Origin of the sequence: Bacillus sp. CD3-5 (assembly GCF_006349665.1) — a bacterium.
Classification (GTDB): Bacteria; Bacillota; Bacilli; order Bacillales; family Bacillaceae_G; genus Bacillus_A; species Bacillus_A paranthracis.
The window spans coordinates 90,548-106,710 of record NZ_VEPX01000002.1; the positions used below are offsets into that span (position 1 = coordinate 90,548).

The following is a 16,163-nucleotide window of genomic DNA, read 5'->3' on the forward strand; positions in this document are numbered from 1 at the left end:
TAACTATTTTTTCTCTGTCAATTTAACTAAATAATTATGAACAACATCCATAACAATTTTGTATTCTTCATCTTTAAATGTATCAAATAACAATTGATAATCGTTATAAATATCAAGTAATCCATCAATGATTTCTTGACGATTTGTCTTAACACTCACTTTTTTCGAGTTGTTAATTGACTTTAATTTTCCTAAATCTAATTTATTCATACCTGCTTTATCTTGTTTCATTTTCTTCAAAATTGCATTTGCCGTTTGAGCATTGGCAAGTAACGTTAAATCTGACTCATCCGCTTCTAACCATTCACCATCCGTAATTCGTGACAGTTCATATATTGTATCTTCCCATGCGTCATTTTTATATCTCCATACTTCTGTACGAAAACCAACAATTCGAAACACATCTTTATCGTATCCTGTTACTTGCACGAGATCACCAAATGTGAAATTATAGTTTAATTCAATCCACTCAGTTTCACCTTTTTTCATATCTTGCTCTGTAACGTGCTGCAATGTTTGCTCTACGTAAAATCCATCGTGATTATTGACTTCGTATACGTAAACTCCATCTAAAACCTTCATATTTGTGATTTTACCAACGGTTCCATATAGCGTAATCACGACTATGTCCCCTACGTTATATTTAGGTTGCTTTTTCCTTGCCATCTATATCTCTCCTTTTTTTGACGTCGTGATTTTGATAACAGTATATGCAACCTACTTAAAAACGCTTATCACAGAAGCGTATATTCATAAATTTTTTCAATAAAAAATATCATCATATGAAAATTTATTTACAACGTAAAAAAAGCTAGCAAATAGACTAGCTTCATGTCGAAAAAAGTTCATATAGTTTTTATCTATCTTGTATGTATAAATCCCACGCTTCATCAAATATAGACATACTTTCTAGCATTCCACTTAGCTCTAAGTATGAACTAATTTGATCGTAATCTTCAGATTGCTTCGGAAAACTTAAATCATCATACATTGCCTCTGCTAAATTCGATATTTCATTACTAAATAAAGCTGCACGATGCTTCATCATATAGTGGTAAAATGTCTTTTTCAAAAATATTCCCTACCTTTCTAGCTTGGGTACATTATACAAGGCAAAAAAGAAAAAAACCAGCATAAAAGCTGGTTAAAAGTCGAAATAATTTCTTTTTAATAGACGTGGTCTTCCCATTAATTCTTCATATGTTAGTTGTTTTGGTAAGTCTTTCGTATAAATTAGAAACAATTGATCTTCTATTTCTTTCACTGTTTGATCTGATTGATAGTCCATACCACATGAGGAACAAGAAATGCATGGTGTCTCTTGGATTTCAATGGCTTTCGTACCATCTGGTAATTCCCAATATACAGTATTTAAGCTTTCTTTTGCTTCTGTACTGTCACACCACATACAATTCATACTGCATCACCCTCAGTTTTTTTGTCGTTTTCTTCTAATTTAGCCATTTGTGCTTGATATTTTTTATCTTTCAATTGGTCGCGCTTATCACGTTTATCTTTTAATGTTGCATGCGTTTCATTATCCTCATAGTCTTTACGACGGTTCATACGCTGTAAATCGTCTGGAACAAGATTAAATTTCTTATCGCTCATAAGGCCTGCGATACCAACATCTGAACGTTTTTCTTCGTAGTTTGGATAAATTTCTTTAAAGTACCCTTCTGCTCTTCCTGGAATGTAGCTTTCTGGCTCTGGATACGTTGTAATAACACCTTCAAAGTTACGAAGTACAACTTTATCTGCACTTTGCGAGATTAAATAGTTTGGTTGAAGCGCAATTTTACCGCCTCCTCCTGGTGCATCAACAACGAATGTTGGTACTGCATAACCAGACGTATGTCCGCGTAAACCTTCAATAATTTCAAGACCTTTAGAAACTGGTGCACGGAAATGACCAATACCTTCAGATAAGTCACATTGATAAATATAATATGGACGTACACGGATTTTTACTAAGTCATGCATTAGTTTTTTCATAATTGGAACGCTGTCATTAATACCAGCTAAAATTACTGCTTGGTTTCCGACTGGAACACCAGCATTCGCTAACATTTCACATGCTTTTTTCGATTCTTCAGTGATTTCAATAGATGTATTGAAATGTGTATTTAACCATACTGGATGATATTTTTTAATAATGTTACATAAGTTTTCTGTAATACGCTGCGGAAATACTACCGGCGCTCTCGTTCCGATACGAATAATCTCAACATGCGGAATCTCTCGTAAATTTTTTAATACATATTCTAAAATTTTATCGTTAATAAGAAGACCATCACCACCAGAGATTAATACATCTCGTACTTGTGGTGTTTCACGAATGTAAGCAATTGCATCATCTAATTGTTTCTTCGGCACACCCATTCCAATTTGTCCACTAAAACGACGGCGTGTACAGTAACGACAATACATAGAACATTGATTCGTTACTAAGAATAGTACGCGGTCAGGATAACGATGTGTTAACCCTGGAACTGGTGAATCTTCATCTTCATGAAGCGGATCTTCTAAATCATATTTTGTTTTATATAACTCTTCCGAGATCGGTACAGATTGCATCCGAATCGGACAGCGTGGGTCATCAGGATTCATTAACCAAGCATAGTACGGTGTAATATTTAACGGGATCGTTTTCGTTGAAATTTTAACGCCCTCTTCTTCATCAGGTGTTAAGTTAATCACTTTCTTTAAGTCATCTAACGTTTTGATCGTATTCGTTAATTGCCAAACCCAATCATTCCATTGCTCTTCAGTAACATCTTTCCATAATTCGATATCCTTCCAGTGACGATTTGGTTTGTATACATCATGTAACATTGCTATTCCCCCTTTTTATACGCTCATCCTTTATATAAGCAATAGTTATGCCAACTTTACTTTATTGATAAGTAAACGTACGGATAACCCTATTATATAAGCGAAAAAAATATTTTTAAGCACTGTATGAAATCCATACATACTATCATATTCATTACTTTTTATATATGTAAACGCTCTTTTATTGGTGCAAACACACAAAAACCGCCAATTATTCGGCGGTTTTGTCGTACTTACTCAGTTTATATTGAAGCGTCTGACGAGGGATACCTAACATTTTTGCAGCCTGTAATATATTCCCTTCTGTTTCAATTAACGCTTGATCTATTAATTTTTTTTCCGTTTGATGAAGTGCTTCTCTAAGAGGCAATATGCCCTTCTTCTTTGGAAAACTCTCTTTCCGAAATGTACGCGGTAAACAATTGGCTGTTAATGTATTCCCTTCTGCAATAATGACAGCATGTTCAATCGTATGTTTTAACTCCCGAACATTTCCAGGCCATTGGTAAGCTTGTAGTCTTTCTTTCGCTTCCTTATCCATTTGAAGTACACCTTTTTTATAACTTTTATTATATTCTTTCAAAAAATAAGACGCTAACAATAATACATCCTCCGTTCTTTCACGGAGCGGCGGAATATATAATGAAAAGACATTTAATCGATAGTATAAATCAGTGCGAATTTTATTCTCTTTTAAACATATTTCTGGCGGCTGATTCATTGCGGTAATAACGCGAACATCTACTTTTCTCGTCTTATTATCACCAATACGACGAATAACACCATCTTCTAATACACGTAGCATTTTCGCTTGTAAATCGAGTGGCATTGAATTCAGTTCATCTAAAAACAATGTCCCTCCATCTACAAGTTCAAATAATCCCGCTCGTTCAATTGCCCCCGTATAACTACCTTTCGTCGTTCCAAACAATAAACTTTCTAATAGAGACTCTGGCAAAGCTGCACAGTTTTGTGCAATAAACGGCTTGTTCTTCCGCTTAGAGGCTTCATGAATCGCTTGTACAAATAACTCTTTCCCTGTTCCTGTTTCCCCATATATTAAAACATTCGCATCAGTTGGGGCTACTTTTTGTGCTAATTCTTTCGTCTGTTTAAACCGAGCATCATTCGTCACGATCGTCTCAAATGCAACATCCTTTTTGACCGCTTTTTTTCTAGATGACCGCTTTATTTTCGACTGCAAATCGACTATTGTATCGGTAAGTTTTTGTACTGTGGAATAATCTTTTGCAATTTCAACAGCTCCAGCAATATTTCCATCTATGAAAATAGGTAACGTCGTATTTACTGTACAAATGTCTTCCCCATTTAAGTTTTGATAGTGCTGCACTTGATGAACGATTGGCTTTTTTGTATCTAATACTTTCATCAACGTACTTGTTTCCCTAGATAAAGAAGGAAACGCTTCTAACAAATGTTTACCTAACACTTTTTCAATTTTTGATCCATCGTGTTTTGCAGCTACAGTATTATAGAAAATTGTAATACCATTTTCATCTACTGCGTGTATAGCCTCATCAATACTGCCCAAAATCGCCTCAATGACTTCTTGTGTCGAAACTGCTAGCAATGTCATCCCCCCTCTTGCCGAAAATTCAGCAAATAATATGCCGAATTTCCGGCATACCTATGTGCGATTATAAGCATGACGATTCCGCTCTATTTTTATAACGTACTATTTAGACAAATCTTTTACCCATATATTCATATCTTCTAGCTTATCAAAAATGTAGCAATTGTTCGCCAATCTTCCCGTATACGTATAGCCTAACTGATGAAAGGCTGCATTCATTCCGAAAGAAAGCGATCGAGCAATTGTATAAGAACAGAAAATCGATTTTTCTTGAAGTTCTTCTTCTAACTTAATTAATAAACTTTTCATAAACCCATGTTTACGATATTCGGGTAAGGTCGCACAATTCGTTAATTCTGCATTTCCTTCTTTTATATTCATTTCTGCAGACGCTGTACTAATTATTTTCCCCTCGAATTCATACACATAGTAAATTGTATCGTCTTCTTTCATCGTTTGTTTTACATAACTCGCTTCGTTTAAAGGAGTCGGATACACTTCAAATACTTCTCCAAAGACAGCTGCTAATTCTTCTGCGTCCTCTTCTGTCGCTTTTCTTAATAGGAATTTTTCCGGAACTATTTTTTCCTTTACTTCTTTTGCTTTTACACCGCTTAAAATGGTATCTTCCTCAGCCCAATGAATACTATTTCGTCTTTCATCATTATTAAATTTCACGAAGAAGTATGCATCGTGACCTTGAAAATAATGTGGTATTGTTGCTTCTAATAAAAAACCGAAAGAGAGCCATGTTGAAACATGCTCTCCCTTTCCTTTAACAATACATTTAGTGAAAGAATGTTTCTCTGCTAATTCGTCAATTGTTTGGATGATTCTCTCAATATTTCCTGTGTAGTGGTCTACTCGAATACGTTTATTAAAATAGTCCAAAACGCCTTCTACTGTATAGCCATTCGTCTGTTCTCTAAAAGATTCATAGTATTTCATTTTTTCACCTCACACCAATCTAGTAATGTACATGCAATAATTTTCGCGGCAGCTATCATTTTATCAACTTCTATATATTCGTTTGGATAATGCGCTACTTTCGTTTCTCCTGGGCCAAATACTATCGTTGGTACACCTGCGATTTGTGTAAATAAACCTCCATCAGTCCCCCACGGTGATGCTTCAATAATCGGTTTGTTCCCTTCGATTTCAACAAAGTTATGTTCAAGCGTTGTAATTAACTCATGATTTTCTTCTAGTTCACCTGGAACCCATCTTGCTCCAAACCATTCCACTTCTACAGGATTTTCAACAAACCAACTGTCCACACCATTTAATTCAGCGATCCAATTCTCGAACTCTTCTTTTGCTGCCTCTATAGTCTCATTCGGCGCAATACCGCATCTTCCTTCTAAAATTAACGAATCAGGAACAGAACTTGGCCAGCTACCGCCTTCAATTTTCCCAATATTAATTGGAATTGGGATCGGGATTCCTTTAAATAATGGATCTGTAATTCGGTCATTTCTCTTCTCTTCCAACTTTCTCAAATGATCTATAACAAACATACTTTTTTCAATTGCACTTACTCCTTCATAACGCGTCCCACCGTGTGCTGCTTTCCCTTTCACATGTAGACGAAACCACATGGATCCTTGTTGTTTCGGGAAAAACTTCATATTTGTTGGCTCCGGAATAATAACACCATCTGCTTTATATCCTCGTAATATAGTTGCTAATGTTCCTGCTCCGCCGCTTTCTTCTTCTATTACACTTTGAAAATAAATATCTCCTTTTAATTCAATACGAGATTCAATAATTGCTTCCATCGCAAGCATTAATGCGACATTGCCGCCCTTCATATCTGTCGTTCCACGACCATATATACGATTTCCTATTTTCTCACCACTATAAGGATGATAGTCCCACTGATTCACATCTCCTTCTGGTACGACATCAATATGCCCATTTAATATCATAGATTTCCCGTCGCCGCTTCCTTTAAGGGTTGCCACAATGTTCGGGCTATCTGAAAAACTTGTACGCGGTGAAACAAAATAAGGATGATCTTTCATTTTAGAAAATGATGGCTCCCATATATCAAGATCTAAGCCTAGCTCACGTAATTTTTCAATCACAATTGCCTGCGCACCACTTTCATCACCAGATACGCTCTTTTCTTGAATTAATCGTTTTAAAAATTTTACGCTTTCTTCTTCATGACTCTCAATATAATCACAAACTTGTTTTTTTAATTGCTCCATATATTATATCTCCCCTCATTCAATTACTAGTAAGTTAGAGCCAATTTTAAAATCCGCTTCTGTATGTTGTTTTATATCTTCCACTGTGTATGGGCTCATCAATTCTTGTAAAATAAGTCCACCCTGCGTTACTTCCATTACTGCCATATCCGTAATAATTAAATCTACGCATTTTTTTGAAGTTAATGGTAATGTACACTCCGAAACAATTTTTGCATTTCCGTATTTATCGACATGATTCATCACAACAACGACCCGCTTCGCTTTTTGAGCTAAATCCATTGCTCCTCCAATACCTGGAACACGTTTCCCTGGAACAATCCAGTTTGCTAAATCACCATTCTCGCTTACTTGTAATGAACCAAGAATCGTTATATCTAGTAAACCTTTTCGAATCATCCCAAACGCTGTGCAACTATCAAAATAACTTGCTCCTGTAATAAGAGAAGTTGGCAAACCTGCTGCGTTACATAAATTTTCGTCTTCATTTCCTTTGCTTGGCGTAGGTCCCATACCTACAATTCCATTTTCCGCATGAAACATAACGTTTATATCGTCAGGCAAATGATTCGGTACAAGCGATGGTATACCAATACCTAAATTTACAATCATGCCATTTTGTATTTCTTTCGCCGCACGTCTAGCAATCTTATCTCTCACTTCTACGCCCATACCCATTTCCAATTCACTCCTTCCGACGGTACGATATAATTTACAAATACTCCTGGGACAACAATTTCTTCTGGATCTAAACTTCCAAGTGGAACAATTTCTTCTGCTTCTACAATCGTTATATCCCCGGCCATAGCAACGTGAGGATTCATGTTACGAGCACTCTTATCAAACACAAGGTTACCGAACGGATCCGCCTTTTTCGCATATACAATCGCAACCTCAGCAGTTAATGCTGTTTCAACTAAATATGTTTTACCATTCATTTCAACAGTACGTTTTCCTTCTTCTACAATCGTATCAACACCTACATCAACTAATACACCACCAAGTCCTACACCACCAGCGCGAATACGCTCTGCTAGTGTTCCTTGGGGAGAAAACTCAATTTGTAACCTTCCTTCGTTTAGCTGTCTTCCTGCATTTGGATTTGAACCGATATGAGAAGTAATTAATGATTTTACTCTTTCATTCGTAACGAGACGACCAATTCCTACATCAGGAAACCCCGTATCATTTCCTATTAAATTTAAATTTGTAACTCCTTTTTCTAAAATCGCCTGTATTAATGATGGAGGGGATCCAATCCCCCCAAATCCCCCAAACATTAATGTCATATCATCGTGGAACAAAGAAATTACTTCCTCTATCTCTTTTAATTTACCGAATGTATTCGTAATAGTTGTCATGCGATACTATGCCCTCCTTTTTGCATCATTTCTTCTACACTTTTTGCAAAAATTGAAAGTAATTCATCTAACTCGGAATATGTAGTTGTCATTGGCGGTGCTACAAGCAGTGCACTATCTTCTTTTCCTGCTTGCCCTGAAACAGCTTGGTATAAAAGAAGACCATTTTTAGCTGCAACCGAAATAAGTTCCGACGCTTTTGTAAACGGTTGCAATTCTACTCCAATCAGCAATCCTTTTCCACGCACATCAGCAATGATTGTCGATTGTTGCTGAACTTTCTGTAATCCTTTTATTAAATACTCTCCCTTTTCCGCTGTTTTTTCAGGTAGATTATGTTTCTCCATATATTCAATAACAGCTAGAGCTGTTGCTGCAGATAATGGATTTGCACTTAACGTATGTCCACTCATAACAGAACGCGATCCTCGTAAAATTGGCTCCATAACACGGTCACTTACAACCGTCGCTGCCATCGGTGTGTATCCAGCTCCTAAACCTTTACCAAGGGTCATAATATCCGGTTCTACACCCCAATGCTCCATCGCAAACCATGCACCAGTACGCCCAAGCCCAGTCATTACTTCATCAGCAATAAATAAAATATCGTAATGACTACAAATGTCTTTAATAACTTTATAATATTCTTTCGGCGGAACGACTGCACCTCCAGCTGCTCCAATAATCGGTTCAGCAATAAAAGCCGCAATATGTTCTGCTCCAATCCTTTCAATTGATCTTTCTAGTTCAGTCGCACAAGCAAGCTGACAAGTTGGATATACCTTTTGTACTGGACATCTAAAACAATATGGAGCTGGAATAGTTGGATAATCTTCTAAAATTGACACGAAACGTTGTCTACGCAGTGGATGCCCAGACATTGATAAGGCTCCCATCGTAATACCGTGATAACTCATCCATCGTGACAATATTTTATGTTTCCCTTGAATACCTCGCTCTTGAAAATGCTGGATTGCAATTTTCATAGCTGTTTCATTTGCTTCCGTACCACTATTTACAAAAAAGCTCCAGTTCAAATCTCCTACACTTAAATCGCTTAGTTTCTTAGCTAATTTTTCAGCTGGTTCACTCGTAAACTGTGATCTATAAACGAAAGCAATCTCCTCAGCTTGCTTTTTGATAACGTCCGCAATCTCCTTTACGCCATGCCCAATACCTGCCGTAATTGCTCCTGACGAGCCATCAAAATATTTATTTCCGTTTTGATCATACAAATAGACACCTTTTCCATGTGAAATCATTGGATACGGCTGACCAACAAGTGGTTTAATTAAGTAATCGCGCATAGCGCTCCCCCATTTCTCCAATTTGTATATATATATGAAGAAAATTGACGTTTCTTTCATAAAAAAGAACCCTCTGCGAAAGCAGTGAATTTATCAAAAAACTATTATAAAATATACAAATGAGTGCTAAATACCAATTTTAAAAACAGAAAATTCAGAACTTAATTCAAAGACCAACCCTTATCTATATGCTCAAATAACCCTCCCTTATATAAAATTAACGCTTCACTAAATGTTTTTCTAACATAATGTCAGCTTCCCTCAAATGCCGACATTGTGTAAACTTCGACGAAACTCCCTTTAAACTCCTTCCTGTTCTCCTACTTTATATTGCATATTTTTAAACAAATCTCGACAATTAATCCTACTAAATGCATAGCAATTATTTTTATAGAAACCAATATTTCACATATACTTCGCTCTGGTTTATACAATAAAAAAAGAACCGATTAACCACATTAATCAGTTCGGCACGACGCTCTGTTATCAGTTAATACCGTCACTTGCTAACATAAATAGAAACAATAGTATTACAAAATCACAATTCATCCTACAGTATAAAGCACAAAACCGTCCATAACTCCATTCACAATTCCTTGCGGGATATCCCCATCCCAAAGTTTCATTCCTTTCCTTAATTTCAAACTACCTTTCCTTTATAATTTATGTAGGACAATTATTACTTTGTATGTGTATTTGCCCATAATTAAAAAAATCCCTAGTTTCCTAAGGGTTTCAGGACATGGTTTCGACATGTCACGTGTTATGCTCTCAAATTTTTCATTTCGAAATACACACTTCCTCTGCCAATATGGATGATATATTTTTGTATCCTCTAGAAAATTATAACTCTCGTTCACCTAAACTTAGCTTATCCTTAAAAAATACTTATTATTAATTTTCAACCTTTCTCCTTTAAAAAACAATTTTTTCGCATAACCTCATTCTTGCTAAGCATATAGTTTTAATGATGACAAAGGAGGAATGTTCATGTCTCAATCTGAAATCGAAAAATATGGACAAGAAGCTGCACGTTACGAACAGCTCGCTCGTTACTATCAATTTCATAATCCAAAAAAATATGTAGAACTATATATGAAATATTATGATGCGCTTACGAATCTTGTACAGGCATACGAAAAAAGAAATTCACAAGAAGCTGCTTTACCATCGCACATAAGATTTTTTCACTCTGCTTCAAATACACCTGCCGTTGACATTTTAGTAAACGGGCAAAAGGTAATTAAAAATATTTCATTTAAACAATTTAGTCCTTATTTAACATTAGTACAAGGTAAGTACCGAATAGATATCGTTCCTGTTGGAAATGAAACGCCCATCTTTTCAGCTTTAGTACCAATAATGGGAAATCACACTTATACTTTTGCCGCAATAAATAGTGATAATCATCTACAATTACAACCTATGCTTGATAATACTCATTTACCAGCAGGCCAGGCAAAAATACGCTTTGCACACTTTTCTCCCGATACCCCTGTTGTAAATGTAAGTTTAAAAGCTGGCGATCATTTATTTGAAAATGTACTCTTTAAACAAATAACAGATTTTTTAGAAGTTAGCCCTGGTACAGCGGATATAGAAGTTTCACTCGCAGATCATCAAAGTGTCTTACTAACTATACCGGATTTCAAAGTCGAACCGAACATTATTTATACAATTTCAATTTTAGGTTATTCAACGAAAGATCCTAAATTAGAAGCCGTTATACTTACGAATTAAAACAGTCTACACCATTCATTTGGTGTAGACTGTTTATTTTTGAAATGCAATTTGAAATTCTGTCCAATCATTATCTGAACGACACATGATGGACCCATTATGCTTTTCTACAATTTGTTTACATACAAATAACCCAATACCAGTTCCTAACTTTTTAGTAGTTACAAATGGTTCAAAAATCGTTTCTACATTTTCAGCTGGAATCATTGGCCCGTTATTTTTTATTACAATCCGAATCGATTGATCTTCTTCAAATACATCAATGATAATTTTTCGTTCTTCTTTCATTGATTCAAGAGCGTCAATTGAGTTCATTAATATATTTAAAAATACTTGTCTCACTTCACTCCGATAACCAGTAAGCGGAATTGGATATGGCAAATTCTTTTCAATAGAAACATTTGCATTGACCAAACTTGGATATAAGAACTGTATAATGTCTTGAAACAAATCATTTAGCCAAAACCGTTCAGATTCAGTCCACATTTCTTTTTTCGATACGAGTAAAAATTGCGAAATGCGAAAATTTAATTGGTCTAATTCATGAGAAATAATATCTAAATACGATAAACTAGGATGGTCTGCCTTTAATAATTTGACAAACCCCATAATGGAAGTAAGCGGATTACGAAATTCATGTACAAAACTAGCTGACATTTGCCCTAAAATTGTCAGCCTTTCTTTATGTGTTTCGTTAATATATTGCTGTTTTTCCTCTAAATTTCTTGATATAATTTCCGAGTATTTTAAAACAGTGTAATAAATTAATTTGTCAAAACAAGTATGTATTTGGGCCATAATTGGTTTCAATTCACGTGCACTAACATCTAATTCACACATCGCTTCGAAAAGCTCATTTCTTCCTACATTTGCATTATAAACAAAATCACCTATATTCGCATCTGCTCCTGCACGTTCAATAGCAATTTTCTCGCATAATGGCTGAAGATAATTTATATCTTTTTCTTCCATAGTAAGTTCAATAATAAACTCTAATAAATCCTCTCCATTTTGAACTGCTTCTAGTCTAAATGGATCTTTATCGGAAATTATCATTTTGTTTTTCCAGTTCTCAACGAATTGGTGCCTGTTGTTTTTCAAGTGCGAACAAAATACTTCTTTAATATCCTTATCGATTGGAAAAACCTCCATTCCTCCATTTCCATGCGACGAACACCCTTTATATTTTGAATATTAACACAAAAAACATGATTCGTTAATAGATTATTGTCACATTTTGTTAATATGTGTTGATAAAATTTTTATAACTTTATTAATTGTTTAGATTGATACATTCCATTTTCCTTCCTTTCATTCAAATTTTTTATATTCGATGCGACTTTTTTTGCATCCTGCTTCATTCTTTCGTACAATAGAAAAGGAAAGGTGTGAAAAATATGGTAAATAAAAATGTGGAAGATTATCTCCAAGAAGGCATTTACGGCCAAAAGCAAAACAAACCAGAAGAACGTAATATGTATTTAACTACATTACGTGAGCGTGTAGAAATCGCTTTAACTATCGGTCAAGTAATGCAAAGTAATGTATATTCTGAAGTAGCTAGTAGCATGCGCTCTTCTCAATCATTACAAATATTCCTAAATGGTGGCATTGCTTACCCACATTTATCAAAATACATTAAATTAGCGAACGAAAAAAATGTTCCTTTTACAATTGTTCAAAATAAAGGTACAGAAACACCAATCGGTTTAGTATTATCTCATAGCACTGCTGTCGACAAAGAACAAATTTATGTAGAAGATGCTATTTTCAAACAAGAAATGAAGTAAAAGGTACACTTGATTAAATGAAATCATTCTAAGAAACGTCAAATAAACAAAAAAAAACGAGTATGGAATCGTAAACATTTCCTACTCGTTTTTTTGCGATGTTTAAGTTCTAGTTCCTTTATTTTTTAATACACACTAATTTCATTTCTGTCATTTCTTCGATTGCATATTTAATTCCTTCACGCCCCGTACCACTTTCTTTCACACCCCCGTAAGGCATATGGTCTACTCTGAACGTTGGAATATCATTTATCATGACACCACCAACTTCAAGCTCATCAATTGCACGCATAGCTTTAAACAAATTATTTGTAAATACACCTGCTTGTAGACCGTAACGTGAATGATTTACTTGCTCTATAGCCTCATCAAATTCTTTAAATGTATTTACTGTCATAAGTGGACCGAATACTTCTTGGCACTGTACAGATACATGCTTTGGAACATTCGTTAATACAGTAGGTTCAAAAATCCTTTCATCACGTTTGTTACCACCATATAAAACGTTCGCTCCTTCTTTAACTGCTTCTTGCACCCAGTTATCGATACGGTCGACATCTTTTTTCGAAATTAAAGCTGATACATCCGTTTCCTCAATCAGCGGATCACCAACAACAACTGTTTCCATCGCTTTCTGTAACTTCGATAGAAATTCATCCATTCTCTCTTCATGTACAAAAACACGTTGCACCGAAATACAAACTTGTCCATTATTAACAAATGCTCCCCATTTTACACGTTCAATTAATTCATCTGTTAATTCTACATCTTCATCAATAATAACTGCAGCATTTGATCCTAGTTCTAACGTAACTCTCTTTAACCCAGCCTTTGCCTTAATTCCAATTCCAACTTTCGGACTTCCCGTAAAAGTAATGGAAGCAACATCATCATTTGTAACAATCGCTTCACCTACAGTCGAACCAGGACCAGAAATAATATTTAAAGCTCCTTTTGGCAATCCTGCTTCTTCAAATAGTTCAACTAAAGCGTAAGACGATAGAGGCGTTTGATCAGCTGGTTTTAATACAACTGTATTTCCAGCAGCAATTGCAGGGCCGACTTTATGTGCCACTAAATTTAACGGGAAATTAAATGGTGTAATAGCCCCTATAACTCCGATTGGTTTTCGCATTGTGTATGCAATACGTCCATCTGCACCAGGTGCTGCATCAAGTGGCAATGTCTCGCCGTATATACGCTTTGCTTCTTCCGCTGCAAATTTGTATGTCTGAACGGTACGATCTACTTCTCCTCTCGCAGCACGTATTGGTTTTGCAGCCTCTTTTGCAATAATCTCTGCAAATTCTTCTCTTCTTTCATCCATTTTTTGTGCGACTTTCTCTAAAATAGTCGCACGATCATATGCAGATAATGTATTCATTTCTTTCATTGCATTTTTTGCAGCAGTAACAGCCTCTTTTACATCTTCTTCCGTTCCTTGTGCAATTTCCGCTAATGTTTCTTCAGAGTATGGTGCGTATAATGGTTTATACGTGTTTACAGACTTCCAATCTCCATTTATATATAAATGCTTTTTCATAATTCTTCCCCTTTCAAATATATGTATACAACAATACTTCACCTAGTGAAAGGTCTGACTTATTTCATTGTAACATAGCCCTTATTCTGCCAAAAACATTATGCTCAAAAAAAACTCTGCCATCTAGCAGAGTCTACGAACTAATTTGTTCTTGTAATGAAATTTGTTTTTCATCTTCTAAAATAACAATTGATTCTACAGTTTTTGTAACTTCTAGTCTCTTTATATAGTGTCCATCTAATTCTTTCACGCAAAACTTATAATTTTCGATTTCAATGAAATCCTCTTCGGCAATTTCTATATTTTTCGTTAAAATCCATCCACCTATTGTATCAACACCATTATCATCAATCGTTAAACCTAATAACGTATTTACTTCACTAACAAGTACTTTTCCCTCTAGTATCGTTTTCGTTTCACTAACTTGTTGAATTTCTGGCTGTTCATCTGTATCAAACTCATCTTGAATATCTCCAACTATTTCTTCTAAAATGTCTTCAACAGTAACAAGTCCAGACGTACCACCATATTCATCTATCAATATAGCAATATGTGTTCTTTCTTTTTGCATTTTTAAAAATAAGTCGTGTATTGGGATGGAGTCGATAACTAAAATAATCGGCCTCATATATTGCTCTACTTTCTTATTACTAACGGCATTATGCTGCACAAAATCTGTGAAAATATCTTTAAAATTCACAAAGCCTATTACGTGATCTTTGTCGCCATCAACAACTGGATATCTCGTATATTTTTCCCGAGACATTTTTTGCAACGCTTCTTCAGCAGGCATTTCTTTACTTATAATATGCATCTCGGTTCGGGGTACCATTATCTCTTTTGCTATACGATCATCAAATTCAAAGATTTTATTTACATATTTATATTCAGACTGATTAATCTCTCCATTTTTGTAACTTTCTGAAACTAATAACCGTAATTCTTCTTCTGAATGAACTTCATCGTGCCCTTTCGGTGGTTTCAGCCCTAGCAACTTCGTAATTATTCGGGCTGATCCATTTAATAGCCAAATAAATGGAAACGCCATACGATAAAAGAAAGTTAACGGTTTAGCAACAAATAAACTCACCTGTTCAGCTTTTTGAATCGCAAATGTTTTTGGAGCCAATTCCCCTATTACAACATGTAAAAATGTAATAAACAAAAACACTAAAATTACAGCAAAAATATCTGCTAGTTGAGTAGAAATGTTCAAATTCACAAAAAATGTGTCAAACATTTGCTTTAACGCAGGTTTACCGAACCACCCAATTCCCAGTGCTGTAACTGTTATTCCTAGCTGACAAGCAGATAAATATTCGTCTAAGTTTGTAATGACTGTTTTGACAGATGTTGCGCGATTATTTCCTTCTGCAATTAAATAGTCAATTCTTGAACTTCGCACTTTAACAATTGCAAATTCTGCTGCAACGAAAAATGCCGTTAAGGCAATTAAAACAATCACTATACTTATACTATATATGTCCAAATACTTTTCCTTACTTACATTGTAAGCAAGGAAGCCACCTCCTACTTAATTTTATTCAAGTGAAGTAAGCATTCTAATACTCTAACAAAATTCTACATTTGCAACCACCTTTTTATATATTATATGCATACATAAAAAAGATATTTATCATTATGATAATCTAATTCATTTCCCTCAGTCAAATGATTCTAAATTTTAAGATAAAAACTTTTATATTCACGATATATTCTTCCTAGCTTCATTTCGTGAAAAAACACTTTCTTTGCCGATTCCACACTTCTTTTGTCACAC

General features: G+C 35.1%; 15 protein-coding genes. 2 read left to right on the top strand and 13 right to left on the bottom strand.

Translation table 11 applies throughout. The features are described 5' to 3' along the window. Positions 1 to 3: 3 nt before the first annotated feature. From FH036_RS05505 to FH036_RS05550, 10 genes are all read right to left on the bottom strand, one after another. Positions 4 to 666 carry a hypothetical protein gene (locus FH036_RS05505; protein WP_000101501.1) on the bottom strand — a complete coding sequence of 221 codons (663 nt, stop codon included), beginning with the start codon at positions 664 to 666 and terminating at the stop codon, positions 4 to 6. Between the two features lie 190 nt (positions 667 to 856). Further along, positions 857 to 1,072 carry a YozE family protein gene (locus FH036_RS05510; protein WP_139895486.1) on the bottom strand — a complete coding sequence of 72 codons (216 nt, stop codon included), beginning with the start codon at positions 1,070 to 1,072 and terminating at the stop codon, positions 857 to 859. A gap of 72 nt (positions 1,073 to 1,144) precedes the next feature. Then, positions 1,145 to 1,417 (bottom strand): YokU family protein, encoded by a 273-nt coding sequence (locus FH036_RS05515; protein WP_000995764.1) that lies wholly within the window; start codon positions 1,415 to 1,417, stop codon positions 1,145 to 1,147. Then, positions 1,414 to 2,835: a lysine 2,3-aminomutase gene (gene kamA / locus FH036_RS05520; protein ID WP_000902136.1), complete on the bottom strand. Its 1,422-nt coding sequence runs from the start codon at positions 2,833 to 2,835 to the stop codon at positions 1,414 to 1,416. Before kamA ends, FH036_RS05515 begins: the two co-directional genes overlap by 4 nt. A 211-nt stretch (positions 2,836 to 3,046) precedes the next feature. Beyond that, positions 3,047 to 4,432: an arginine utilization transcriptional regulator RocR gene (rocR, locus tag FH036_RS05525; RefSeq protein WP_001997445.1), complete on the bottom strand. Its 1,386-nt coding sequence runs from the start codon at positions 4,430 to 4,432 to the stop codon at positions 3,047 to 3,049. Between the two features lie 99 nt (positions 4,433 to 4,531). After that, positions 4,532 to 5,377, bottom strand: a complete 846-nt coding sequence (ablB, locus tag FH036_RS05530) for a putative beta-lysine N-acetyltransferase (protein ID WP_000878613.1) — start codon at positions 5,375 to 5,377, stop codon at positions 4,532 to 4,534. Beyond that, a complete protein-coding gene (locus FH036_RS05535; protein ID WP_139895487.1) occupies positions 5,374 to 6,642 on the bottom strand; it encodes a peptidase in 1,269 nt (422 codons plus the stop codon). Before FH036_RS05535 ends, ablB begins: the two co-directional genes overlap by 4 nt. A 15-nt stretch (positions 6,643 to 6,657) precedes the next feature. Next, entirely contained in the window at positions 6,658 to 7,320 is a 663-nt protein-coding gene (locus tag FH036_RS05540; protein ID WP_000525283.1) for a CoA transferase subunit B, read from the bottom strand. Further along, positions 7,305 to 8,003, bottom strand: coding sequence for an acetate CoA-transferase subunit alpha (gene atoD / locus FH036_RS05545; protein WP_000208105.1), 699 nt, complete (start codon positions 8,001 to 8,003; stop codon positions 7,305 to 7,307). Before atoD ends, FH036_RS05540 begins: the two co-directional genes overlap by 16 nt. Then, complete coding sequence (locus FH036_RS05550) at positions 8,000 to 9,310, bottom strand: aspartate aminotransferase family protein (RefSeq protein WP_001205894.1); 1,311 nt, start codon at positions 9,308 to 9,310, stop codon at positions 8,000 to 8,002. Before FH036_RS05550 ends, atoD begins: the two co-directional genes overlap by 4 nt. A 990-nt stretch (positions 9,311 to 10,300) precedes the next feature. On the opposite strand from FH036_RS05550, the gene FH036_RS05555 reads away from it, so the two are divergent. Next, the gene (locus FH036_RS05555) at positions 10,301 to 11,050 is read left to right on the top strand and encodes a DUF4397 domain-containing protein (RefSeq protein ID WP_000083263.1); all 750 of its coding nucleotides are present in this window, start codon (positions 10,301 to 10,303) and stop codon (positions 11,048 to 11,050) included. A 33-nt stretch (positions 11,051 to 11,083) separates the two neighbouring features. On the opposite strand, the gene FH036_RS05560 is transcribed toward FH036_RS05555, so the two are convergent. Beyond that, entirely contained in the window at positions 11,084 to 12,202 is a 1,119-nt protein-coding gene (locus tag FH036_RS05560; protein WP_000451748.1) for a BA2291 family sporulation histidine kinase, read from the bottom strand. Positions 12,203 to 12,447: 245 nt separating this feature from the next. Between FH036_RS05560 and FH036_RS05565 the strand changes: the two genes are divergently transcribed. Beyond that, positions 12,448 to 12,840 (top strand): YueI family protein, encoded by a 393-nt coding sequence (locus FH036_RS05565; protein ID WP_000247572.1) that lies wholly within the window; start codon positions 12,448 to 12,450, stop codon positions 12,838 to 12,840. Positions 12,841 to 12,958: 118 nt separating this feature from the next. Here the strand turns inward: FH036_RS05565 and FH036_RS05570 are convergent, their stop codons facing one another. Beyond that, positions 12,959 to 14,383 carry an aldehyde dehydrogenase family protein gene (locus FH036_RS05570; protein ID WP_139895488.1) on the bottom strand — a complete coding sequence of 475 codons (1,425 nt, stop codon included), beginning with the start codon at positions 14,381 to 14,383 and terminating at the stop codon, positions 12,959 to 12,961. Positions 14,384 to 14,516: 133 nt separating this feature from the next. Beyond that, complete coding sequence (locus FH036_RS05575) at positions 14,517 to 15,872, bottom strand: hemolysin family protein (protein ID WP_014481655.1); 1,356 nt, start codon at positions 15,870 to 15,872, stop codon at positions 14,517 to 14,519. Positions 15,873 to 16,163: the final 291 nt, after the last annotated feature.